The sequence below is a fragment of the Sutcliffiella horikoshii genome (genome assembly GCF_044809035.1).
Classification (GTDB): domain Bacteria; phylum Bacillota; class Bacilli; order Bacillales; family Bacillaceae_I; genus Sutcliffiella_A; species Sutcliffiella_A horikoshii_G.
Genome location: NZ_CP085237.1, coordinates 1,585,713 through 1,609,839, shown reverse-complemented (window position 1 = coordinate 1,609,839; position 24,127 = coordinate 1,585,713). Strand labels below are relative to the sequence as shown.

Below are 24,127 nucleotides of genomic sequence, written 5' to 3'. Positions count from 1 at the left end.
GTTAATTTGTTAGAGCGATTTGCTCGGATATGTCGGTGATCTGGATGACATCGATTTGTTTGTCTAACTGGAGTTTTATTTTCTCCACTTCTTGCTCCTCGGCCACGTTGACGACGATGGTCATAAGGGAAATGGAAGATTCGTTGACAGGTGCGACTGCCAGGCTTTCAATGTTTAATCCCTTCCGCAAAAACAGATTGGTCAATCGGTTCAAAACTCCAAGCTGGTTGTTTACTAGGAGCGACAATGTTCGCTTCATGGCTTCACACCTTCCATTTGTTGAATTCCTTTTCCAGGAGCAATCATCGGATACACATTTTCCGTTTGAGTCACCCGGCAATCTAATAGATAGGGCTCATTTGTAGCAAGCGCTTCAGTGAAGGCCGCGCGGAACTCTTCTTCATTTTGTACGACCGCCGCTTTGATGCCGAATGCATCAGACAGTTTAACGTAATCCGGCTGGTTTGGTAGCAATGATTCTGAATACCGTTCCTTATAAAAAAGCTGCTGCCATTGTCGTACCATTCCCATAGATTGATTGTTTACAAGCACTACTTTTACAGGAAGCTTATATTCTTTCAGTACAGCAAGTTCCTGCAGTGTCATCTGGAAACCTGCATCCCCAAGTACTGCTACGACTGTAGAAGGCCGTTCTGCCACCTGAGCGCCAATTGCTGCTGGCAATCCAAAGCCCATTGTTCCAAGGCCACCTGAAGTTACCCAGCGATCTGGTTTATGGAATCCGTGAAATTGCGCAGCCCACATTTGATGCTGCCCAACATCTGTCGTTACAATCGCTTCTCCTTTTGTTAGTTCATGAACAAGTTCTACTAGCTTTTGAGGTTTGAACGTTACTCCATCTTCTACATACCAAAGTGGATAATCTTCCTTTGACTGAAGTAGTTGTTCTAGCCAACTACTTGTATCCCCCGTTTCAGGCAATTCCTTTAATAGTAGTTGTAGGGACTTTGCTGCATCTCCGATGACCGGATAATCCGTTGGGACATTTTTGCCGATTTCGGATGGGTCGATATCAAAATGAACTACTTTTGCAAATTTGGCAAACTCTTGTAGGTTACCTGTTAGTCTGTCATCAAATCTTGCTCCGATATTGATGATCAAGTCCGCTTCATAAAGAGCCATATTGGCTGTGTATGTTCCGTGCATGCCTGCCATCCCGAGAAAAAGAGGGTGACCTGCCGGGAAACTTCCAAGTCCAAGTAAAGTATTCGCTACTGGTATGGTCGTTTTTGCAACCAGTTCCTTCAATTCATTTGTTGCTTTACTGTGGAGAACGCCTGCGCCAGCTAAAATGACGGGCTTTTCTGCTTTTTTCAAGGCCTGCGCTACTTTTTTAATTGCTTGAGGGTCCGGCTCAGTCTGGAGCTTATATCCCGGTAGATGCACTTCTTTTGAATAGTCGTAAATTCCTGAAGTGGCAGTTATGTCTTTGGGAATATCAATTAGTACCGGTCCTGGTCTCCCAGTAGAGGCGATATGGAATGCTTCTTTAAAAATTCTTGGAAGCTCCTTCACATCCTGAACTTGAAAATTATGTTTCGTAATTGGCATCGAAATCCCTAGGATCGGTGCTTCCTGGAAGGCATCTGATCCAAGTACCTGTGAGTTGACTTGCCCTGTTATGACTACAAGCGGCAGTGAGTCAATCATGGCATCTGCTAGGCCTGTGACGATATTGGTGGCACCTGGACCTGAAGTGGCAATAACCACCCCAGGTCTACCGGTAACCCTTGCATACCCTTCCGCTGCATGGATGGCACCTTGTTCATGCCTTGTTAAGAGGTGTGGAATGCCACCGTCATATAGTGCATCATAAATATTCAGCACAGCACCACCCGGATAACCAAATATCACTTCCACCTTTTCCTCTTTTAACGCCTCGACAATCATTCGTGATCCTGTTAACAGCCTTTGGGCCACCTTCGTTCCGCTGTTTTCAACTGTACTCATTCGTTCTCCACCTCCTTGTGTTAGGTTCTATACTTTTAGGATTCCTCCTGTATTTGCTGACGTAACAAGTGCTGCATATCTTGCAAGGTAACCGCTTTTCACTTTTGATTCTGGTGGTTGCCAATTCTGTTTTCTCGCTTCTAACTCTTCTGTCTCCACCAATAAATGAATCGTTCGTTTTGGTAAGTCTATTTGAATGATATCGCCATTTTCAACAAAGGCGATTGGACCGCCTTCTGCCGCTTCCGGTGAGATGTGTCCGATGGAGATACCCCTTGATGCCCCAGAAAATCTTCCATCGGTAATGAGTGCCACTTTCGTTGATAATCCCCTTCCTGCAATAGAGGAAGTTGGTGCAAGCATCTCAGGCATACCTGGACCGCCTTTAGGCCCTTCGTATCTGATGACTACTACATGTCCTTCACGGACTTGACCACTATTAATACCTTCTTGGGCTTCTTCTTGTGATTCAAAAATGATGGCCTCACCTGTAAATGTTTTGATAGACGGATCTACGGCTCCCACCTTTATTACACTACCGTTTGGAGCAAGGTTCCCAAATAGGATGCTTAACCCGCCCACAGGACTGTAGGGATTATCTTTTTTTCTGATGACCTGTTCATTAACGATTTGAGCATGTTCTACCACTTCTTGAATGGATTGACCAGAAATGGTGAGTCTATTAGGATGTATAGCACCTTCCATTTGGCAAAGTTCCTTAATGATGGCACTTACGCCTCCTGCCTCATGAACATCTTGCATGGAATAGTCTGATGCCGGACTAACTTTGCAAAGATAAGGAATCCTTTCTGCGATTTTATTAATGTCTTCTAATTTGTACTCGATTCCAGCTTCGTGTGCGATGGCAAGTGTATGTAGAACGGTATTGGTCGATCCGCCCATTGCCATATCCAGTGCAAAAGCGTCGTCGATTGCTTCTTTTGTAATGATATCCCTTGGTCTTACATCTTCTTCAATTTGTCTCATGAGATGCTTGGCTGCATCTTTGATCAGTTGATGACGTTCATTGGATGTTGCCACTAGGGTACCGTTACCAGGGAGAGCCACTCCCAGCATTTCCATCAATGTATTCATCGAGTTTGCTGTGAACATTCCTGAACATGATCCGCATGTTGGACAAGCACTTGATTCAATTTCAAGCAGCTCTTCACGAGACATCTTTCCGGAAAGTACACTTCCTACTCCTTCAAAAACGGATACAAGGGATAACGGCCGACCGTCCTTTGTTCTACCGGCTTCCATAGGACCTCCGGATACAAATACTGCTGGTACATTGGTTCTGGCCGCTGCCATTAGCATGCCTGGTGTGATCTTGTCACAGTTAGGGATGTAAAAGACTCCGTCAAACCAGTGAGCGTTGATAACAGTTTCAGCCGAGTCTGCGATCAGTTCTCTACTTGGAAGGGAATACCGCATTCCGATGTGTCCCATCGCAATTCCGTCATCTACTCCGATTGTATTGAATTCGAAAGGAACGCCACCCGCTTCCCTGATTGCTTCCTTTACCACTTCTGCAAATTTATTTAAATGCATATGCCCCGGGATAATATCCACATATGAGTTACAGACACCGATAAACGGCTTATCCATATCCTCCGGCTTTACCCCTGCTGCATGCAACAAACTTCTATGTGGTGCTCTGTCGATACCTCTCTTGATCGTATTACTTCTCATCAGATGCTTCACTCCTTTGAGAGGGGTCAGACCCCTCTTTATTGCTTTAATGCAGTGAGGGTCAGACCCCTCTTTATCTCTTCATCTCATTAATGATTCAACGCTTCACCTAGAAGCACTCCGCCGTTGATTTCCCAACCTACTTGGGTTTCTTCTGGGTAGACTTTGTGGCCATCTTCTACGACTAGTTGGCGGAAGCGGTTTAGGATTTTGTGGGTTTCTTTGCCTGGTTTTCCGTCTGCAATTCTTCTGCCGTCCAGACTGATAACTGGGATCACTTCAGCTGCGGTTCCTGTTAAGAACACTTCGTCCGCTACATATACATCATGACGTGTAAATGGTTCTTCTCGAACGTCATATCCCATTTCATTTGCAAGGTCGATGATCGCATTTCGCGTGATGCCTTCGAGTGCTCCAACATAGCTTGGCGGCGTTAATAGTTTGTTGCCCTTCAGGATGAAGATGTTTTGCCCCGATCCTTCAGCTACATAGCCTTCTGTGTTAAGGGTAAGCGCCTCATTGGCTCCTGCCATATTTGCTTCCGCTTTTACCATGATGTTGTTTAAATAGTTAAGTGATTTTACTTTCGGACTTAAGATATCCGGACGATTTCTTCGGGTAGGAACGGTTACCATCGTAATTCCTACGTCGTACAGTTCTTTTGGGAATAATGAAAGTTGCTCAGCAATGACAATTAAGTTTGGAGTTTTGCATTTTGTGGGATCTAAACCGAGATCGCCGACTCCTCTAGATAGGACCAGTCGAATATAGGCCGTATCATGCAATTTGTTCTTCCTAAGAGTCTCAACGATAATATCCTCTAGTTCAGACATGGTATAGGGGACATCCAATAATACAGACCTTGCAGAATCATATAATCTTTCAAGATGTTCGCGAAGACGGAATACATTTCCGTTGTACATTCGGATTCCTTCAAAAACGCCATCGCCATATAGGAATCCATGATCATATACAGATACAACTGCCTTCTCTTTTTCTACTAGCTGCCCATTCATATAGATGTATCTACACATAACTAATCTCCTCTTTTCATTTTTATTGTTTGAATATTCTGACATATAACAATTTAAAAGTTGCCCCTTGGTCAGGTTGAATAAACGTCAAGCGTTCATCAGAACCTATCCGTAGAGGCTTTTTTCCTCGCGGTGTACACCATCTGTTAAGATCGTGCTGGTATCGCTCGGACCAGACATGATTGGAAAAATGGGCTGATATTGCAAAGATTAATCTTTCTTGCACTACCACTTTACTTTCCTGAAATCATCGGAACCCTAGACACCCTTCTGATATAAGAAATGTTGTTTCATTTTTCAATGTTTCTTTGAGTTGATGTTATTTTAATACCGTCTATACAGGCAGTCAACACCTAATTTCAGATAATTCTAATTTTACAGACAATATAAAAACGCTTACATTTTTGTTGTAATAACAAAGAAAACGCTTACAAATGTTTGTTAAATTTTTTTACATACCCTTCTTATTTTTACTCCAAACATAAAAAAAGAACGGGTTACCCCGCTCTTTTTCTATGCAAACTAAAATTATATTAATAAATTAAACAACTGCTTATCTTTGTTAATCTCGATATACGTGAAGCCTTTCTTTTCCATTCGTTCAATAATGGCAAAATAATCGTCAGGCTTTCGTAATTCTACGCCGACCAACACCGGTCCCTTGTCTCGGTTATTTTTCTTGGTGTACTCAAAACGTGTGATATCATCTGTTTCTCCGAGAACATCCTCCATAAATTCCCTTAATGCTCCAGCACGCTGTGGGAAGTTAACAATAAAATAATGCTTAAGCCCCTCATAGATCAAGGACCTTTCTTTCATTTCCTGCATGCGGTCTAAATCGTTGTTTCCCCCACTCACAATACAGACTACCGTCTTTCCGGAAATCTCATCCTTGTAAAAATCCAGTGCAGCAATAGACAATGCTCCCGCCGGCTCGGCAATTATGGCGTTTTCGTTGTAAAGATTCAGGATAGTGGTACAGACTTTTCCCTCTGGTACCAATACCACATCATCAGCAAGGTCTTTTGTCAGCTCAAACGGCAGTTCTCCCACCTGTTTAACAGCGGCTCCATCTACAAAGCTATCAATCTCATTCAATCGCACCACTTCATTTTGAGCTAATGATTGCTTCATACCTGGAGCTCCGAACGGTTCCACACCAATCAACTTAGTATCCGGACGCTTTTCTTTCAAATAGGATCCCACACCTGAAATCAGTCCCCCACCGCCAATACCCATGAACACATGAGAACATTCCTCTTGCAACTGCTCAGAAATTTCCAAGCCTACAGTTGCCTGGCCAGTGATTGTCAACCGATCGTCAAAGGGATGGATAAACTTCATCCCTTCCTTTTCACAAACTTCCATCGCTTGCTGATAGGAATCATCGTACGTGTCACCTATAAGAACGACTTCTGTAAACTCCCCACCAAAAAATTCTACTCGTGACACTTTTTGTCGCGGGGTAGTGGTGGGCATAAAGATCTTCCCTTTTATTCCGAGCTTTTTGCACGCATAGGCAACTCCTTGTGCATGGTTACCTGCACTGGCACACACTACACCTTTTACTCGTTGTTCCTCTGTTAAGCTATGAACCGAATAGTATGCTCCTCTAATTTTAAATGACCTTACCACCTGTTGATCTTCTCGTTTTAGGTACACTTTACAGTTATATCGTTCTGATAGAATGGTATCCAACTGAAGCGGTGTTCTGACAACCACATCCTTCAGCACCTCATAGGCATGCTCTACTTCTTCTGTCGTCACTCTCGTTTGCAATGCTCTTGCCACTCTTACCGCTCCTTTCTTTTCGTTAAAAATGAATATTGTGAATAATTGTACAACATGTTGATTTAAAAAGTCACGATGAAATTTCCGCGTGAACATTTAAAAAAGCATTCGACACCTTTAACTCGTTGTCGAATGCTCTGCTAAAACTTTATTAAATTTCTCTAGTCGCTCTGATTTTTTCATTCTCGGACAGGTATAACATAAGTGTCCCCCTTCTGTTTGATAAGCAAGACAACAAGAAGGTTTTAAAGGCATTGGATCATTTAAATCCCATGGATTATCAATAAATATTAATTTTTTTGCATAAGGATGTTTCTCTGTCATCACTCCCATGCAAAAAGAGGGGGTTACTTCTTTAAACATTTCCACGTTTTTTTTGTATTGCCATACATACCTTTCAGATAGACATGAATGTTTCATACGATCTGAAATCCAATAGAGACTATGGGTCACCTGATACCACATATGGAGAATGTTTTTGATAGTTGACATAGATTGCATCTGCTTAAATGCGGGTTTCATAATTTCTTCATAAAATCCCTCCACCCACTCTTTTTCATCTTTTTTAACTACACCTTCGGAATGAACGGCAAATGAAATCAACATTGTTCCTCGGTGATTTTTATAAAGTTGCAGTTTAATATTTTCAGCAGTGACCTTCCTTCTATCTGAAGATAAGAAATGCATTGCTCCACATAAATATCCAAACCAGCCTGCAAGATACATGACGGTTACATCCTTTGTCGTTGCCTTGATTCCCTCTCCATATATGTTTAATAGTTTTTGTAGAATTTCAGGATCCTCCAATTCACTTATCCGACACTCCCAGACAACATCCGCTTTCTCTTGGTTCGTCATATAAAAGAAATTCTCCATCTGTTCCCACGTCCACGCCTGTTCTTGAAGCTCCATTTTCTCCCTCCTTTTATAAAAAGAAGGCTGACAGCATATGCCAACCTTCCTTATTTTCAATTTACTTTTATTCCATATACTTCACAATATCTTCTAATAGAAGGTTTGCAGCTTTAATCCCACCAGATAGGTTCCAGATGATTTCATCTACTTTGTATGCAGAATCTGTTTGAGCAACACTCAACTTTTCATAAAGAGGATGCTGCATCCAAGCTTCCTGCATTTTTGTTCCGCCTTTTTCTTCATCATAGTCGGCGTTAAAGTAGAACATAACATCTCCATCCATGCTGCTCATCTGTTCTTCTGTAATGACTTCCATGAAATTATCTTTATCTTGTGCTTCTGGACGTGCAAATCCTAAGTCAGAAAGGATTGTCCCTGCAAATGTATCTTTTTGATAAATACGTACCGTTGTTGGTAAGAAACGGACAACGGAAACTTCCATATCCAATTTATCTGCGAGCTTCCCTTTTACTTCTTCCACATGCTTATCGTAGTTTGCCATTGCTTCTTTACCTTCTGCCTCTTTGTTCAATGCTTTTGCATACAGTTCAAAGTTTTGCTTCCAATCTCCAGCTAAGTCCTCAGAGAATACAGTTGGTGCAATAGCTTCTAATTGTTCGTAGATTTCTTCATGACGAATTTTGTTTCCAATGATCAAGTCAGGTTGAAGGCTTGCAATCGTTTCTAGGTTCGGTGCTGTTTCTTCCCCTAGCTCCGTTACCCCTTCCATTTCCTCTTTAATATGAGCGTACCACTCCGTGCCTACCCCAGGACTAGCAGCACCAACCGGAGTTACACCAAGCTCCAATACAGCTTCGGTTCCTTCGTTTGTCAGTACAACGACTTTTTTAGGCGTTTCCTCAATCGTTGTTTCCCCCATTGCATGCTGAACTGTGTATTCAGAAGACTCTTCCGTTTTTGCTGCTTCACTATCTTTAGAACTGTTTTCGCCTGTATTGCTTCCTGTATTGTTTGCTCCGCATCCAGCTAAAATTAATGCCAATATACTGAAAGCAAGCAGTAATTGTATAAACCCTTTATTCTTTCTCATTTCTATCTCCCTTTCTTTTGACTGTAAGCCAGTCTATGTAATTGATAATGATTTTCATTATTATTATAGGACTGATATACCAGAAACACTATGCACTTTTTGAACAACTTACATGGACTTTTTTCAACCCCCACTTTTTCAAGCACCTTTTCGGACAAAGGTTATAGTCGTTTGTTACAATATGCTTTATGAAAAGAATGGAATTTTTAGAGATATGAAATGAGGGATCGAAGTTGTTGAACAGTGGATTAGTACTTGAAGGTGGGGGTATGCGCGGGGTATATACTGCCGGAATTTTAGAATATTTTATGGAAAAGGACTTATACTTTCCATATGTGATAGGTGTTTCTGCCGGAGCTTGTATGGCGGCTTCCTATCTATCCAGACAGCCGGGTAGGAATAAAAAGGTCAATATCGACTTTGTTGGTGACCCTAGGTATCTTTCCTATCGTAACTTTTGGAAAAAACGCCAGATGTTTGACATGGATTTTTTATTTGATGAAATCCCAAATAAACTTGTTCCTTATGACTATGAAACATTTTTAAACAGAACAGAGCAGTTTGTGGTCGTGACGACGGATTGTCTGACAGGCGAACCTATTTATTACAACATGGATCAGCACGGAGAGGATATGCTTCAGCTGATTCGGGCATCCAGTTCCCTTCCCTTTGTTGCACCAAGTGTTGCTTATCGCGACAGAATGCTCTTGGACGGCGGAATAATTGATCCTATTCCACTTAAAAAAGCACAAAAAGATGGCTTTGAGAAAAATGTTGTCATTTTGACGAAACCTGTTGGCTATAAAAAGAAAGCAAGCAGATTTTCTTCCCTTTTCAAATACAAGCAATATCCGATTATTTCCGAACGCCTTCAGAGCCGGTACAAACTTTATAATGAGACATTGGATTATGTCGAAGAAGCAAAAGCAACTGGTTCTACCTTTGTATTCCAACCAAGCATTCCTTTGCCTGTTGGAAGAATGGAACGAAAAAAAGAACGTCTACAAGCACTTTATGAACTAGGATATAAGGATGCGGAAAACAACTACAAGGCACTACAAGAATTTTTACAAAACTAAGATAGAAATTGGTGAGACGAATGGCATCACACACTGCCGATTATAAAGAACTAGAACAACCCTTCATACAAGAAGATAAAATCATCCTTATCTGGAGCGCCACCGTTTGGCTTGTGGTCATGAATACAACCATGTTCAATGTTGCCTTGCCAAGTGTATTGAGTGAGCTGAGCCTGTCCTCCTCCACCGCTTCCTGGATTGTATCAGGCTATTCCGTCGTTTTCGCCATTTCAACCTTGACCTACAGCAGGTTGTCCGATTTTTTACCAATTAGAAAGTTGCTGAGCATAGGACTTGGCTTATTGGCCATTTCCTCGATTATCGGTTTCTTTTCGCAGGATTTCATTTGGTTATTGGCGGCAAGACTATTGCAAGCTGCAGGTGCGGGCGCTGTTCCGGGGCTCGCCATGGTGTTGGCTGGACGATATATTCCTATTTCCAGAAGAGGGAAAGCGATGGCCTTCATCTCTTCTGCTGCCTCCCTTGGATTTGGACTTGGCCCGGTTATAGGTGGGCTGATCACCCAATACTTGGGCTGGCATTATCTTTTCGTCGTGACAGGATTTGTTTTACTTCTATTGCCATTGTTTCGAAAGCTTCTACCTCATGAAGAAACACAAAAAATTAAATTTGACTACCTTGGTGGGCTGTTAATCGGTATTGGCGTAACAGGACTTTTACTATATCTTTCGACTTTTAAGATGCCAATTTTACTGGTTAGCATTGCAGCGCTCTTCTGGCTTTGGCGTCATATACACAAAGTTTCTACACCGTTCATTCAACCTGCACTCTTTAAAAATACACAGTTTGTGAAGTTATTGGGTATTGGATTTGGTGCATTCGTCACACATTTCTCGGCGTTATTTTTAATGCCGATTATGCTGGCGGTTATTTTTAACAAAGAACCGGCAACCATTGGCTTGCTTATCTTTCCTGGGGCAATCCTTTCTGCCATTGCTGCTCAATTTATCGGCAGATTCATCGACCGCTTTGGCAATATGCCACTGATTTTGTTCGGTCAGGTATTTTTAATTATCTCCACCCTATCATTCGGACTACTCGGGAATCTTTCCCCATACGTCATTTTGGTTACCTATATGTTCATGAGCACCGGGTTTTCAGCACTCACTTCAAGCATTTCCAATGAAATATCAAGGATATTGGATAAATCTGAGCTTGGAGCAGGCATGGGAATTGCCCAGCTTATCCAATTCTTCGGAGGCGCCTTTGGAGTGGCATTGACCGGATTGTTGATTGTATGGCAAGGAAGCTTACCAGTGGAAGAGATTTACCGCAATATTTTCCTTGGGGTTACAGTACTATTGTTATTGACCTCAGTTGTGTTTTATCAGTATAGAAGAGGGAAAGAGTGACAGACTTGATGATTGGGTCTAACTTATAAAACAAATATCTTTGAGGGGATTCGATGACAAACTGCTTCACATTGAGTAACTTTGGCATCGTTCTACTCGTTCGATGACAGAACTGCTTCGTATCAAGTAACTTTGGCATCGTTCTACTCGTTCTATGACAAAACTGCTTCATATTGTGTAACTTTGGCATCGTTCTACTCGTTCGATGACAAAACTGCTTCGTATTGAGTAACTTTGGCATCGTTCTACTCGTTCGATGACAAAACTGCTTCATATTGACCAGGTTAAATAAAACTTATCTGACAGTCCATTCAAGACTGTCTTTTTTATTGCCTCCATCCCCTTTTCTCAGTAAAATGAATAGTGTTAAGAAATAACTACCAAAAATGGAAGAAGGACTTGCATGCAAAAAACACCTTACTTAATTCACTTCAATGAAAAAGACCGCGAAGAGATCGGGAGCTATTATGATTTCGGGTATGTGATCAGCAAACTGAAAAACGCCCTACATAACAAATATGGGACTGACTTTCATTTGTATGCGGATGATGAAACATCCAATGAGATTTGGGAAGTACTTGAAGAGGACTTAGAGATACATCCTGAAAAAGTGGAAGCTGTTACCCATGTGTTTGATGGACTAGAAACAAGAACAATCTCCTCTAATCACAACCATGATCAGCTCGAGTTTATCATCAAACCTCGTCTTTCCAACACTCTTTACTACTATAAAGAGTATGAAGTGGCTGTGGTCAGATGCCCTATTTTTCAAACTCATACAGAGAGCATCCATGATTTTATTATGGCTAAAAATAATGAAGGCCTCTTAACCTTTTTAAACTATGTAATTAAAAGAAAGCGGGACTATACGAAAAATTATGTAACCGTATTTACGGATACGGAGAACGGTATTGAAAGCACAAAAGAGAAAATTACAACGTTTGTAACACGTGATGATGTCTTTTTAGAAGAATCTCTTAAAAAGGAAATCTATCGTTCTATCGACGAGTTCTTTACAGATAGTGGCTCCTTCTTTAAAACATATGATATTCCCTATAAAAGAGGAATCTTGCTTTACGGAAAGCCGGGTAATGGAAAAACCACATTGGTGAAGTCGATTGCCAACAGCATTACCGCTCCTGTTGCTTACTGGCAGATTACAGAGCACACTTCCAGTTACTCCATCCATGAAGTGTTTTCCACCGTTAATAGAATGACACCGATGGTTTTAGTGATTGAAGATATTGATTCGATGCCGATTGAAGTCAGATCCGTTTTCTTGAATACACTGGATGGCGCCACTTCCAAGGAAGGCATTTTCCTCATCGGTACCACCAACTATCCTGAGAAAATAGACCCCGCTCTCATCAATCGTTCCGGACGTTTTGACAGGGCATACGAAATTAAACTTCCTACTTTGGAATTAAGAATGGGCTATTTGAAAAAGAAGAATATGCTTCAATTCATTTCGGAAGAAGAGTTAAGGAAGATCATTCAGCTGACAGACGGATTCTCTTATGCCCAGCTGAATGAATTGTACACTTCCGTCGCGTTGCAGTGGCATTATGAAAAGGCAGTGGACGTGGAAAAGATTTGTGCGGACTTACAGGCAGATAATAAGAAGAAGAAAAACTTTAAATGGGATACGGATGCTGAACAAGTAGGTTTTATAAGATAAAAAAAGCCTGAGACCTTTCACTTAAGAAGCGGTGGTCTCAGGCTTTTTATCACTACTAATCCCAGTAATTGAAGAGGAAGTCCCCAAGGGTTTCCGGTTTCCAATGATTGATACTATAAATTTCCCAAGCAGTTAACTTACGATTTATCTGTTCTTTATGGAAAGGCTTGTTAAGTTCCTCCACCGTGTAGACTTTATAGGGAGGGGGAAAGTAGGAAGCTAGCTTGTGGTGATTGATAAATTTCTTGGGATAGCTGTCCACCTCAAGAGTGAAGGCTACATGATAATCATTACAAAGGATATAAATTGGTCCATCCTTTAACTCATACTTTACTGCATGATAGCTGCACATACCAAGCTCTTCGTGAACATGAGGCTTCACATGAAAAACGCCTGCTATTTGTTTACATAAATCATGAAAAGAAACAAAATCAAACGTACTAAACTCCTCTTCGGAAAATGTAGATAGATTGCATCTTCCTATAACTCCAAGCTTTCTTTCAACTTGAATTGCATGCTGGCTTACTTCTGTGCTAGCGAATAACTTCCTGAAATCATTTGGGGAAAGCAAGCCGGGTCTTTCATAACCGGATTGATCATACGCAAAGGTATGGCCCCAGACAGTTTCTCCTTCCATTAACGAATAGCTGAAATTAAGTGTTTCGTCATTTAATTTGATGGTGATATGAATATCATAGCTATTATTGTGAGTTCCATGATTATTAGGCACTTGGTGATTGTGCGTTAGACTCGTGTTTATGATTTTCATATATGCATTCCTCTTTTTGTTTTCTAACTATATATTAGATAAAGGGAGGCATTTATCCTGCTATATGAAAAATAAAGCCACCGGTTCACCGGTGGCTCTTTAATCAATATCGTACGCCTTTATCAAACTTCTCCTGAGCAGGCGCAGTCCGCTTGGCATAAGGCAATGCTTCAAGTCGCTCATAAGGAATCTCTTCCCCCGTATCGACACACGTACCATACGTTCCATCTTCTATTCTAGCTAAAGCTTCTTCAATCTCACCTAGCAATTTTTCATCTATCTGTTCAAAGGTCTGTTCCTGCTCTCGTTCCACTCTCTCAGCGTTACCTTCTGCCAAGTGATTGCCGATCCCAGTAGTGATTTCTCCTGTGGATTCGCGCAAGGACTCGTCTAAAATACTGCTTTCCTGCTTTTTCTCTATGCTTTCTTTCATCTTTTCCAGTTTGGTTTGAAGTGTTTTCTGCTTGTCTTTTGTTAATGTCATTTCTATCTACTCCCTTCATCTAGTGAAGGTATACCCTTTGAAACACGGAATAAAACAAACCGATATTCTAGGATAAAATTTCTGCTAATGCTTCATTTATCTTGGGGTACTTGAATTGATAGCCTTCTTTTTCCAGCCTTTCAGGAATGACCCACCTGCTTTTTAAAATTAACTCTGTTTCTGTCCTGATGACGACAGCGCCAATCTCGAGCATCCACCTTGGTGATGGCAACCCTATCTTTCTATTCATTTTCTCTCTCATCTCAGCCATGAAATGCTGGTTTGAAATTGGGTTTGGAGCAGAGCAGTTGAACACTCCCTTCAAATCTTTTCTATCTCTAATGAATAGCATGATTTTATAAACATCCTCTATATGTACCCAGCTGAACATTTGTGTACCTGGCCCCTGTACCCCACCCAGGCCAAATGTGACCAGGTTTTTAAAAGGCGTCATTACTCCTCCGTCTTTTCCAAGTACAATAGCAATCCGCAATGCAGCCTGTCTTGTTTGTGGCAAGTTAAAGTCAAAGAATGATTTCTCCCACGCTTTTGCCACTTCTACGGAAAAGCCCTCTCCTATTTCACCAGTTGTTTCAGTCATCGGTCTGTCCTCAGCATGGCGGTAAATCGTTGCTGTGCTGGAGTTGATCCATAGTTCAGGAGGATTGGATGCAGATTCGATTGCTTCTCCGATAATTCTCGTCGTCTCCGTCCTTGAATCAAAAATTTCTTTTTTATTTTTCTCATTATAGCGGCAATCGACTGACTTTCCAGCCAAATTGATGACTAGTTCCGCATTGTCGACCGCTGCTTTAATTCCTTTCATATCTCTCCAGGCTATATGTTGAGGCTGCCTTGAAATAATAATAACTTCATAGTTTTGTTGAACAAACTGCTTTTCTAGGTATTTACCGATAAATCCAGTTCCTCCTGCAAGCACAACTTTTTTCTTCAATGGCGGTACCTCTTTTCTAGAATTTTTTATTTAACTCATTTCTCATTTCCATTCTTCCTCCAAAATCGAGTAATAATATTCATCCCACCAACCCCCGCCATGAGGGATGCATTTCTTAAAGAATCCTTCTCTCCTCATCCCTGCTTTCTCCATGACGCGATAAGATGAGATGTTCTCAGGCTGACACGTGGCAATGATCCTATGTAGGCCAAGTTCTTTAAAACCGTATTCCAATACACCTCTAGCTGCTTCAGTAGCATACCCTTTTCCTTGATAGGCAGGATTAAACACCCAACCTATTTCATATGTGTGATTGCCAAAATATTTATGAAAGACTATATATCCAATCAAGGTATTACTCTCTTTTACTATCACAGGGAAGTTCACCGCATTGGTGCCTCTATTGTTAGTTACAAATTGTTTCGCTTTTTCCTCGGTATGGATCCCTTCAGGAATATACTTCATCACTTCTTCCTTTGATGTATAATCATAAACAGCTTTCCAATCTTCCACTTCAAACTCACGGATTAGTAATCTAGTAGTACTTATTTTCATTAGAATTCTCCTTGTTAAAACTATATAAAGGTTAATTGCTTTATACCAATTATTTCAAAACCAAAGGATAATCTCAACCTTTTGTTTCACTCCATTAAAAAATCACGCTCGGATATGAACATGATTTTTAAAAAGTATTTTTATCTATTATTGAGATAATAGCTATAACTATAAACTATGGAAAGCCAAACTATTTATGAATCCCGCCCGTTAACTTAGTTAAAATTTATTTTTTATAACTCCATATAGTGGCTTGATTTTGGAAAACAACTGTCCTTTGAGAATCCTAAAGAATAATAAAAATTATTACCTTGTTCCGTGTCAGTATGAAGCACTAAAATTTTATAATATTTCTTTGCTTCGTCTATTAACTTTTTTGCCAAAACGCTACCCAATCCAGTTCTTCTATATTCTTTACTAACATAAAACCGTCTTAGCCTGCCAACGGCTTGTCCTTTAGAATATGGGTCATTATTTAAACCACCAATGGCAATTAGCTCACCTTCTTCATTGAAGACGCCAAATAAACCTTCTCCAGATTGATTGAATGTATTAATTCCGCTTTTGTATTCCGTAAGTAATCTTTCAACAAAACGAAATCCATCTCCTTTGCTTTGTTCTACTAATTTATTCATATTAATATCCAACACGTTATGAATTTGCTGCACTTCGTATTTTTCCAAATGTATCCCCCTTTTTAAATGTTCCGGTCCTATACTTATCTAAAACTGTGGATTAATAAGCGATGCCTACCCGCGATTTAATATAATCGCTACTTTTTATCTGATTAAATGCAAATTCAGCTGTATCTGGCACTGATATTTCAACTCCACCCTCTGGGAGAAAATTGTGTTCTACCCGATATTCACCTTTTCTTTCTCCATCAGGCAAGTACGTTGGACACACAATAGTCCATTTGAGTGTTGTTTGTTTAAGCATATCAAAAACCTTATGATGTTCTTTCGCTGCACGGGTTGACTTACGCTTTGATTCACTTGACTGATAACGCAATAAATTTGGGGTAATTCTACTTTGGAGGATGCCTGCAGTTCCTATAGTTATAATCCGTTGTATGCCCTCATTTTCCATTGCCTTGATGATAAGTGGCATACTCTCTGATAAAGTGGTTGTTCCGTCAGTATTTAGTGCACTAATTACTAGATCATTCCCAGGCATTACGCGTACGATATCATCTTCATTCAGAACATCACCTTGAATGATAGTTAGATTTACATCATTCATTTTTATCTTATTTGGATCGCGTACTAATAAAGTAATTTGATGGTTGTCGGTAAGGGCATGTGAAAGTATTTGATTTCCAACTCGTCCAGTCGCACCTAAAATTAAAATATTCATGAAAAAATAATCTCCTTTGTGAATACAAGTAATCCGCTATACTATTAATGTTATTATATCTTTTTTCCAATGAATAAGGTTACTTTAAGCACTTGGATGTCGTCATTCCCTTTAACAATTAAGTCTATCAAAAAACAGGCCTGCTCAAAACATCAGGCCTGCTCCAATCTCTATATCCTTTACTCCACCGTACTCTTCATCTCTTTCTCCACAATATCTCTTAAAACCCTTTTCAGGAATTTCCCTACCGATGTCTTTGGTATTTCTTCCATGAAGATTACTTCGTCCGGCAGCCACCATTTGGCGAACTGAGGGGAGATGAAATCGATTATCTCTTGCTTATCTACTTTGCCGGCATAGGCTCCTTTCAAAACGACACATGCGACTGGTCTTTCCTGCCACTCGTCATGCGGTATCGCCACTACGCTTGCTTCAAATACTGCCTCATGTGCCATGATGGCATTTTCCAGATCAACAGAGGATATCCATTCGCCACCGCTTTTAATTAAGTCTTTTGTACGATCAACGATTTTGACGACTCCTTCTTCATCCACTGTAACGACGTCACCTGTATGAAGCCAGCCGTCGATAAAGGCATCTGCCGAACGCTCGTCTTTGAAATACTCGTCTGCAATCCATGGGCCGCGCAAGCATAGCTCACCCATTTCCGTGCCGTTCCATTCTACTTCCCCTTCTGCACCGACAATTTTCATCTCAAGGCCTGGAACCAACAACCCTTGCATCGAGCGGATATCTAACATCTTCTCTTCATCTAAATCTGTTTGATGACTTTTCAACCTGGAAACGGTAGCAAGTGGCGTCGTTTCCGTCATACCGTATGCATGTAAGAAAGGTATTCCGTACTTTGTTTCAAAGGCCTTGATCATCCCGCGAGGTGCAGCGGATCCCCCACACAATATTGCCCTCAGACTTGATGTGTCATAGGATCCCTTTTCCAATTCATTTAACAAACCAAGCCAGATGGTCGGAACCCCGGCAGTCAATGTAATCTTCTCGCTCTCTATAAATTCTGCTAAAAGTTGCGGAGTGAATTGTGGTCCTGGCAACACCTGTGTGGTACCAAACCAAGTTGCGGCAAACGGCAATCCCCAAGCGTTTGCATGGAACATAGGTACTACCGGCATGCATGTATCGTATTCCGATAACCCTGCCGTATCCGCCAATCCAAGGGCATAGCTATGAAGCACCAAGGAGCGGTGGGAGTAGACGACACCTTTGGGGTTACCCGTGGTGGCGGAAGTATAACAAATACCTGCAGCGTCGTTTTCATCGATATCTTTTACAAAGGAGAAATTAGGGTCCCCTTCTTCAAGTAAATCTTCATAAGAGAATACTGGATGCAGAGACGTCGTTGGGAGCTCTTCTTTATCTGTCATGATGATGAATGCTTTCACTGTTCCCAGTTGATCCTTTACCCGTTCCACTAACGGCAGCAAGTCTTCATCCACAAAAAGCACCACATCTTCTGCATGGTTGACAATATATGACACATGCTCGGGAGCCAGCCTGATATTAATCGTATGCAGCACCGCCCCCATTCCTGGAATGCCGAAATAGGTTTCTAAATGGCGGTGATGATTCCATGCGAAGGTTCCTACTCTATCTCCTTTTTGCACTCCTAGCTTTTCTAGTGCACTTGACAAACGGCGTGTCCGCTCCCCAATTTTTCGATAGGACAAGCGCTGTACGCCTGATAGAGTTCTTGACACAACCTCTTTATTCGGGAAAAATCTTTCCGCTCTTTCCAGCATGGAACTGACGGTCATTGGTACATTCATCATCAAACATTACCCCTCTCAATTAAATGAATTTAACTTACATTAGAGCTTGTCCAGCAATCTCACTGTATGTTCCCCCACAGATGGTGCAGGCTTATACCCGTTGTTACTTCCACTATGCATCGCAACCTTCACATTTCCTTTATCATCATGAAAAATACTATTATTCTCTTGAAAATATGGATAACTTGAAAGCTCCCCTACTTCCAACACTGGTGTTAAGCAGCAATCGACCTCTTGGCTTAGCGTTGTCCACTCTACAAAAGTTCGTTCGGCAAACAACTTTTCCATCCCTTGTGCAACAGGATTACTGTCTCTTCTGACCGAAAAATGTGCGCCAAGCCATTCTTCCCGGTCCACCGCTACACAGAAGTTCTGCCAAAACTTATTTTCCAGTGCGCCGAGGGCCATAAATCGCCCGTCCTTTGTTTCATAGATTCCGTAGCTGATAAGTTCTCCATTCAGTAACGTGATGCCCTGCTCCTCCCCTGTCTCTTGATGAATCAAGAGATGTGTCCCCATGAAGGAAGCGGCAACGTCCGTCAGACTGATAGAGTGATAGCAACCTAGACCTGACCGTTCTTTTTTCCATAACAGTGCAAGGACCATCTCACATGCAGCCATACTGCCAAAGTAGTCGGCTATGGTGATGGATGGGTGAATGGGACGGCCGGAGGTATCCTTTAATTGTGCCAACATACCGCTCAGCGCCATATAGTTGATATCATGACTTCCAAGCTTTCTCCACCTACCATGGTTCCCGTACCCTGTAATAGAACAATAGATGATGTCAGGTTTATAGAGTTTAATAGTTTCATAGTCAAGACCGAACTTAGACATGACACCTGGCCTGAAGCTTTCGATAATTACATCGCAATCTTCAACCAAACCCATGATTTTTTCCCTGTCACCCTTGTTTTTCAAATCGACGGATACACTCATCTTCCCATGATTATTTGCGAGATACACCACACCGGTCCCATCACGTTTCACTCCAGTATGACGGGCGGGATCACCTGCCAATGGCTCCACTTTGATGATCTCTGCTCCAAGATCTGCAAGCCGTTGCGTGGCATATGGACCTGGTAGATAGTTGGTGAAATCAAGTATTCTAATGCCTTCAAGCAATTTTTCCATCATCGGGATGGTGTTTCCCCTGTCACAAGTTCTTCCATCTGCTTTCTCAAGACAAACTTTTGAATTTTCCCGCTCGCATTTCGAGGCAGGGCATCCACAAACATGTACTTACGAGGGCGCTTATAGCGAGCAAGCTCAGAACTATTCAAACAGAAGGCATCCAGTTCATCTTCTGTCACACTATCATTCTTCTTCACTACAAAAGCAGTTACCGTCTCTCCCCAACGGTCATCAGGCAGACCAACAATGGCTACATCCAACACAGCAGGGTGTTCATAAAGAACATCTTCGACTTCCCGTGGATAGATGTTCTCCCCTCCGCTGATGATCATGTCATCCACCCGGTCTTTTACATATAAATAGCCTTCTTCGTCCAGATAACCAATGTCCCCTGAATGGTACCAGCCTTTATACATGGCAGCCGCAGTCGCTTCCTCCCTGTTAAAATACGCGCTCATAATGCATGGGCCTTTTACAAGAATTTCTCCCGCTTCCCCTGCAGGCAACATATCATCTGGATCACTGGGTCCATCTTCGTTCGGCCGTACAATTCTTATTTCATGGTTCAGGCAGGCCTGTCCGCCAGAACCTGCTTTCCTGAGCTGATCTTTTTCAGATAGGAAGGTGATTGCCGGCCCCATTTCGGTCATGCCATATGCCTGGACAAGGGAAATTCCCAACAAGTCATGACATGCCCTGACAAGTGCCGGTGCCATTGGGGCAGCTCCGTATAAGCCAAGATTCAGGCTGCTCAAGTCATACTCATTGAAATTTTCTTGCAGCAGCATATTCCACATAGTTGGGGCAGCAAAAAACTTTGTCACCTTTTCCTCTTGTATAAGCTGGAGCACCTTTTTTGGTTCAAAATGATGCAGAATGACATTTTTTCCACCAACATGGATTCTTGGGATCACAGCACAGTGCAGTTCCGCGCAATGGAACATAGGAGCCGTCACCAGTCCAATATCCTCCGCTTCCAGTTTGGTCGCAGAAATAACGATTAGGCTTTGCTCAGCCATATCTCTATGGCGATGAACGACTCCTTTTGGCCTTCCTGTCGTTCCGCTCGTATACATAATGGCATATGTGTCGTTTTCCAAAACATTGATTGATACTTCATCAGTGGATGCAGACTTCAATTTTTCATGATAAGAGGATGAGTAACTGGTTTCTCCCCCATCTATAATCCAGAATCCCGTTTCTTCAAAGCGGCCTGCAATGGAAGCAATTACAGGCTCCAGTGCTTTCTCATACATCACGACTTTCGGCTTGGCGTCGTTTAGAATGAATGCCACTTCTTCCGGCTGTAAGCGGAAATTGATTGGATTAAAGACGGCACCAATTTTTGCACAAGCAAGCATCGTTGTTGCCAATTCCTCAGTGTTAAAAAGTAGTGTGGAGACCCTTTCCCCTTTTTTTACACCTTCTTTCAACAAGGCATTGGCTAACCGGTTCACTTCCACATTCCATTCTTTGTAGGTAAAACGTACATTTTTCTTCACATCATGAAGCGCTTCTTTATCCGGAAACTTTTGTACGGTAAGATTAAAGATTTTTCCAATTGTTATCGACATCTTCATCCTCCTACTTTTTGGTGAGTAATATGTGGTTATATTACTTAAGGTAATGACTCTATTAGACAGTTGCATGGGTTTAGGAGTTGCTTTCGCCGTTTAGAGCCTTTCTATTAAACAGTAACTCCTCTTCCGGAGGTGCTTTCGACATTTAGAGACTTTCTATTAGACAGTTTCCCCTCTTCCAGCGGCGCTTTCGCCGTTTAGAACCTTTCTATTAGACAGTTTCCCCTCTTCCAGCGGCGCTTTCGGCGTTTAGAACCTTTCTATTAGACAGTTTCCCCTCTTCCAGCGGCGCTTCCGCCGTTTAGAGCCTTTCTATTAGACAGTTTCCCCTCTTCCAGCGGCGCTTTCGGCGTTTAGAACCTTTCTATTAGACAGTTTCCCCTCTTCCAACGGTGCTTTGGCGTTTAGAGCCCTTCTATTAGACAGTTCCTCCCATTCCAACAGCGGTTCCAGCGTTTAGAGCTCTTCTATTAGACAGTTTTCCCTCTTCCAGCGGCGCTTTCGGCGTTTAGAACCCTTCTATTAGACAGTTCCTCCTCTTCCGGAGGTGCTTCCGGCGTTTAGAGCCTTTCAATGATCGTTGCGTTTGCCATTCCATGCCCCTCGCACATTGTTTGCAGGCCGTACCTACCACCAGTACGTTCAAGTTCATGCATCATACTGATCATTAATCTAGCTCCGCTTGCTCCCAGCGGATGACCTAACGCAATTGCTCCCCCGTTCGGATTGAGTTTTGCAGGGTCTGCGCCTGTTTCCTTCAACCATGCCATCGGTACCGGTGCAAAGGCTTCATTGACTTCAAACACATCAATGTCACTAATGGATAGGCCTGATTTTTGCAACACTTTTTCCGTCGCCGGAATTGGCCCTGTCAGCATCAAGGTTGGATCGGACCCGACCACCACTCTTGTATGAACTTTGAAACGTGGCTTTAATCCAAGCTCCAGTGCCTTTTCCTTGGTCATCAACAGAATCGCCGCAGCTCCGTCACTGATCTGACTTGCATTTCCTGCGTGGATGACGCCATCTTCTTTAAACACCGTTTTTAATCCACCAAGCGCCTCTACCGACGTTTCCTTGCGAGGACCGGAATCTTCCTTCATTAAAAATGTCGAGCCATCTTCCAATGTCACTTCAATCGGCATGATTTCTTTTGTAAAATAACCCTCGGCTTGCGCTTTTAATGCTTTTTGGTGGCTTTCGTACGAGAAGGTATCTAACTCCTCACGGGTAAATCCGTACTTCTCCGCAATTCTTTCAGCGGAAAGACCCTGGTTGATGATTTCATATTTTTCTTGCAGCTTGTCACTGAATGGCGCCTTTTGATAGTTGGATCCCATCGGTACTCTCGTCATGTTCTCGACACCACCGGCAATGACGACATCCATGTCTCCTGACAGGATAGCCTGTGCAGCAAAGTGGACAGCCTGTTGACTAGAGCCGCATTGGCGGTCTAGCGTAGTTCCTGGCACTTCTATCGGAAAACCTGCAATCAAGGAGGCCACCCTTGCAATGTCCCCTGCTTGTTCTCCAGACTGTGTCACACATCCAAGGATGACGTCTTCCACAAGTCCTGCCTCAATCCCGGCACGCTTTACAAGCTCCTTCAGTACCTCCCCTGCCAAATCATCCGGTCGGTAATCCTTCAATAACCCTTTCCTTCTCCCGACAGGTGTTCGTACCCCTTCCACAATGACGACTTCTCTCATGGTGAAAAATCTCCCTTCCTATAAACCTAAGTTTTTGGCAATAATCGTTTTCATAATGTCATTGGTTCCTGCATAAATACTAGCTACTGGAATGTCACGATATCTTCTGGCAATTTTGTATTCTTCCATATAACCGTATCCGCCATGAAGCTGCATACACTGAGTCGCAATGTTTCTGGCAATCTCCGTGAGCTTCCATTTTGCCATCGATACCTTTGTCACCACATCTTCTCCGGCAATGTGGTCGGCGATGAGCTGGTCAAGAAAGGCTCTTCCCATCTCTACTTCTGTTGCCATTTCCGCTATTTTAAACTGAGTATTCTGAAATTGACTGACAGGCCTTCCGAATGCTTCCCTGCTTTTCACATAGTCAATCGTGGATTGCAACATTTCTTCTGAGGCAATCTGGGCTCCAATGCCCACCAACAGCCTTTCTTGCTGCAGTTTGTCCATTAAGTATAAGAATCCGCGACCTTCCTCACCCAGTAGGTTTTCTTTAGGAACCTTACAATCCTCAAAAAATAACTCCGCTGTATCTTGAGAGTGTAACCCAACCTTGTCCAGCTTTCTTCCTCTAGAAAAGCCTAGATGCCCACGTTCAATAACGAGCAGGCTGACTCCTTTATGCTGTGGTTGAACTTCTGTGTCCGTCTTTACTGCCACGATTACAAGATCAGCATGAATTCCATTTGTAATAAACGTTTTTGCTCCATTAACGATATAATGGTCCCCTTCTAATCTTGCCGTTGTTTTGATATTCGCTAGGTCTGACCCCGTCCCTGGTTCTGTCATTGCAATGGCCGTAATCGTACGACCAGTCACACACGAAGGCAGCCATCTCTGCTTTTGCTCCTCTGTTCCAAAACTTGTGATATAAGGGACCACGATATCATTGTGAAGTGCGACACCGATCAGACCTGTTCCGACACGCTCGAGTTCTTCGTTGATGACGACGGAATAACCCCAATCCGTTTCACTTCCACCGTACTTTTCATCAATATCTGGACAAAGATAGCCCTGTTCCCCCATCTTCGTCCAAAACGAACGAGGAATGATGCGGTCACTTTCCCACTCTTCATAAAAAGGAACTGCTTCCCTTTCCAAAAACTTGCGCAAAGATTTCCTGAACTGCTGATGCTCTGCTGTTAAATATGGATGTTTTCTTGCTTCTCTTTTCGTTGAAAGCGATTTCAAAT

The 24,127-nt window shown here is 42.3% G+C and carries 21 protein-coding genes; 3 read left to right on the top strand and 18 right to left on the bottom strand.

The features are described from left to right. Position 1: 1 nt before the first annotated feature. The 7 genes from ilvN to LG307_RS08380 all read right to left on the bottom strand — a co-directional run bounded on the left by ilvN (position 2) and on the right by LG307_RS08380 (position 8,457). On the bottom strand, positions 2–259 hold the full coding sequence (gene ilvN, locus LG307_RS08410; protein ID WP_404449728.1) for an acetolactate synthase small subunit: 258 nt from the start codon (positions 257–259) through the stop codon (positions 2–4). Continuing rightward, the gene (gene ilvB / locus LG307_RS08405) at positions 256–1,971 is read right to left on the bottom strand and encodes a biosynthetic-type acetolactate synthase large subunit (RefSeq protein WP_404449727.1); all 1,716 of its coding nucleotides are present in this window, start codon (positions 1,969–1,971) and stop codon (positions 256–258) included. Before ilvB ends, ilvN begins: the two co-directional genes overlap by 4 nt. 27 nt (positions 1,972–1,998) lie before the next feature. Continuing rightward, the gene (gene ilvD, locus LG307_RS08400) at positions 1,999–3,666 is read right to left on the bottom strand and encodes a dihydroxy-acid dehydratase (protein WP_404449725.1); all 1,668 of its coding nucleotides are present in this window, start codon (positions 3,664–3,666) and stop codon (positions 1,999–2,001) included. A gap of 89 nt (positions 3,667–3,755) precedes the next feature. Beyond that, a complete protein-coding gene (gene ilvE, locus LG307_RS08395; protein ID WP_404449723.1) occupies positions 3,756–4,700 on the bottom strand; it encodes a branched-chain-amino-acid transaminase in 945 nt (314 codons plus the stop codon). 528 nt (positions 4,701–5,228) lie between these two features. After that, the gene (gene ilvA, locus LG307_RS08390; protein WP_404449721.1) at positions 5,229–6,491 is read right to left on the bottom strand and encodes a threonine ammonia-lyase IlvA; all 1,263 of its coding nucleotides are present in this window, start codon (positions 6,489–6,491) and stop codon (positions 5,229–5,231) included. A 117-nt stretch (positions 6,492–6,608) separates the two neighbouring features. Continuing rightward, positions 6,609–7,349 (bottom strand): (2Fe-2S)-binding protein, encoded by a 741-nt coding sequence (locus LG307_RS08385; protein WP_404449719.1) that lies wholly within the window; start codon positions 7,347–7,349, stop codon positions 6,609–6,611. Positions 7,350–7,470: 121 nt separating this feature from the next. Then, the gene (locus LG307_RS08380) at positions 7,471–8,457 is read right to left on the bottom strand and encodes an ABC transporter substrate-binding protein (RefSeq protein WP_404449717.1); all 987 of its coding nucleotides are present in this window, start codon (positions 8,455–8,457) and stop codon (positions 7,471–7,473) included. Positions 8,458–8,690: 233 nt separating this feature from the next. On the opposite strand from LG307_RS08380, the gene LG307_RS08375 reads away from it, so the two are divergent. From LG307_RS08375 to LG307_RS08365, 3 genes are all read left to right on the top strand, one after another. Continuing rightward, positions 8,691–9,536 (top strand): patatin family protein, encoded by an 846-nt coding sequence (locus LG307_RS08375; RefSeq protein WP_404449715.1) that lies wholly within the window; start codon positions 8,691–8,693, stop codon positions 9,534–9,536. A gap of 20 nt (positions 9,537–9,556) precedes the next feature. After that, on the top strand, positions 9,557–10,909 hold the full coding sequence (locus LG307_RS08370) for an MFS transporter (protein ID WP_404449713.1): 1,353 nt from the start codon (positions 9,557–9,559) through the stop codon (positions 10,907–10,909). Between the two features lie 403 nt (positions 10,910–11,312). Beyond that, on the top strand, positions 11,313–12,587 hold the full coding sequence (locus LG307_RS08365) for an AAA family ATPase (protein ID WP_404449711.1): 1,275 nt from the start codon (positions 11,313–11,315) through the stop codon (positions 12,585–12,587). A 55-nt stretch (positions 12,588–12,642) separates the two neighbouring features. Here the strand turns inward: LG307_RS08365 and LG307_RS08360 are convergent, their stop codons facing one another. The 11 genes from LG307_RS08360 to LG307_RS08310 form a co-directional block, all read right to left on the bottom strand. Continuing rightward, positions 12,643–13,356 carry a hypothetical protein gene (locus LG307_RS08360; RefSeq protein ID WP_404449709.1) on the bottom strand — a complete coding sequence of 238 codons (714 nt, stop codon included), beginning with the start codon at positions 13,354–13,356 and terminating at the stop codon, positions 12,643–12,645. 103 nt (positions 13,357–13,459) lie between these two features. Then, positions 13,460–13,840, bottom strand: a complete 381-nt coding sequence (locus tag LG307_RS08355) for a TraR/DksA family transcriptional regulator (protein WP_404449707.1) — start codon at positions 13,838–13,840, stop codon at positions 13,460–13,462. Positions 13,841–13,907: 67 nt separating this feature from the next. Next, the gene (locus LG307_RS08350; RefSeq protein ID WP_404449705.1) at positions 13,908–14,795 is read right to left on the bottom strand and encodes a TIGR01777 family oxidoreductase; all 888 of its coding nucleotides are present in this window, start codon (positions 14,793–14,795) and stop codon (positions 13,908–13,910) included. A gap of 42 nt (positions 14,796–14,837) precedes the next feature. After that, positions 14,838–15,350 (bottom strand): GNAT family N-acetyltransferase, encoded by a 513-nt coding sequence (locus LG307_RS08345; RefSeq protein ID WP_404449703.1) that lies wholly within the window; start codon positions 15,348–15,350, stop codon positions 14,838–14,840. 233 nt (positions 15,351–15,583) lie between these two features. After that, positions 15,584–16,033, bottom strand: a complete 450-nt coding sequence (locus tag LG307_RS08340; RefSeq protein ID WP_404449701.1) for a GNAT family N-acetyltransferase — start codon at positions 16,031–16,033, stop codon at positions 15,584–15,586. A 52-nt stretch (positions 16,034–16,085) separates the two neighbouring features. Beyond that, positions 16,086–16,706 (bottom strand): NAD(P)-dependent oxidoreductase, encoded by a 621-nt coding sequence (locus LG307_RS08335; RefSeq protein ID WP_404449699.1) that lies wholly within the window; start codon positions 16,704–16,706, stop codon positions 16,086–16,088. A 179-nt stretch (positions 16,707–16,885) separates the two neighbouring features. After that, complete coding sequence (locus LG307_RS08330; protein WP_404449697.1) at positions 16,886–18,508, bottom strand: long-chain fatty acid--CoA ligase; 1,623 nt, start codon at positions 18,506–18,508, stop codon at positions 16,886–16,888. A gap of 39 nt (positions 18,509–18,547) precedes the next feature. Then, the gene (locus LG307_RS08325; protein ID WP_404449695.1) at positions 18,548–19,645 is read right to left on the bottom strand and encodes a CaiB/BaiF CoA transferase family protein; all 1,098 of its coding nucleotides are present in this window, start codon (positions 19,643–19,645) and stop codon (positions 18,548–18,550) included. Beyond that, the gene (locus LG307_RS08320; RefSeq protein WP_404449693.1) at positions 19,642–21,216 is read right to left on the bottom strand and encodes a fatty acid--CoA ligase; all 1,575 of its coding nucleotides are present in this window, start codon (positions 21,214–21,216) and stop codon (positions 19,642–19,644) included. Before LG307_RS08320 ends, LG307_RS08325 begins: the two co-directional genes overlap by 4 nt. A 566-nt stretch (positions 21,217–21,782) precedes the next feature. Then, positions 21,783–22,931 (bottom strand): thiolase family protein, encoded by a 1,149-nt coding sequence (locus LG307_RS08315; RefSeq protein WP_404449691.1) that lies wholly within the window; start codon positions 22,929–22,931, stop codon positions 21,783–21,785. An 18-nt stretch (positions 22,932–22,949) separates the two neighbouring features. After that, a complete protein-coding gene (locus LG307_RS08310; RefSeq protein WP_404449689.1) occupies positions 22,950–24,125 on the bottom strand; it encodes an acyl-CoA dehydrogenase family protein in 1,176 nt (391 codons plus the stop codon). Between the last annotated feature and the right edge of the window lie 2 nt (positions 24,126–24,127).

What these genes read in the sequence shown, in the direction of transcription:
- LG307_RS08335 (WP_404449699.1), bottom strand. Translation starts at nt 16,706, where the DNA reads ATGAATATTTTAATTTTAGGTGCGACTGGACGAGTTGGAAATCAAATA.
- LG307_RS08355 (WP_404449707.1), bottom strand. Translation starts at nt 13,840, where the DNA reads ATGACATTAACAAAAGACAAGCAGAAAACACTTCAAACCAAACTGGAA.
- LG307_RS08370 (WP_404449713.1), top strand. Translation starts at nt 9,557, where the DNA reads ATGGCATCACACACTGCCGATTATAAAGAACTAGAACAACCCTTCATA.
- LG307_RS08380 (WP_404449717.1), bottom strand. Translation starts at nt 8,457, where the DNA reads ATGAGAAAGAATAAAGGGTTTATACAATTACTGCTTGCTTTCAGTATA.
- LG307_RS08315 (WP_404449691.1), bottom strand. Translation starts at nt 22,931, where the DNA reads ATGAGAGAAGTCGTCATTGTGGAAGGGGTACGAACACCTGTCGGGAGA.
- LG307_RS08385 (WP_404449719.1), bottom strand. Translation starts at nt 7,349, where the DNA reads ATGACGAACCAAGAGAAAGCGGATGTTGTCTGGGAGTGTCGGATAAGT.
- ilvD (WP_404449725.1), bottom strand. Translation starts at nt 3,666, where the DNA reads ATGAGAAGTAATACGATCAAGAGAGGTATCGACAGAGCACCACATAGA.
- LG307_RS08345 (WP_404449703.1), bottom strand. Translation starts at nt 15,350, where the DNA reads ATGAAAATAAGTACTACTAGATTACTAATCCGTGAGTTTGAAGTGGAA.
- ilvE (WP_404449723.1), bottom strand. Translation starts at nt 4,700, where the DNA reads ATGTGTAGATACATCTATATGAATGGGCAGCTAGTAGAAAAAGAGAAG.
- ilvB (WP_404449727.1), bottom strand. Translation starts at nt 1,971, where the DNA reads ATGAGTACAGTTGAAAACAGCGGAACGAAGGTGGCCCAAAGGCTGTTA.
- ilvN (WP_404449728.1), bottom strand. Translation starts at nt 259, where the DNA reads ATGAAGCGAACATTGTCGCTCCTAGTAAACAACCAGCTTGGAGTTTTG.
- LG307_RS08365 (WP_404449711.1), top strand. Translation starts at nt 11,313, where the DNA reads ATGCAAAAAACACCTTACTTAATTCACTTCAATGAAAAAGACCGCGAA.
- LG307_RS08360 (WP_404449709.1), bottom strand. Translation starts at nt 13,356, where the DNA reads ATGAAAATCATAAACACGAGTCTAACGCACAATCACCAAGTGCCTAAT.
- LG307_RS08330 (WP_404449697.1), bottom strand. Translation starts at nt 18,508, where the DNA reads ATGATGAATGTACCAATGACCGTCAGTTCCATGCTGGAAAGAGCGGAA.
- LG307_RS08320 (WP_404449693.1), bottom strand. Translation starts at nt 21,216, where the DNA reads ATGTCGATAACAATTGGAAAAATCTTTAATCTTACCGTACAAAAGTTT.
- LG307_RS08325 (WP_404449695.1), bottom strand. Translation starts at nt 19,645, where the DNA reads ATGATGGAAAAATTGCTTGAAGGCATTAGAATACTTGATTTCACCAAC.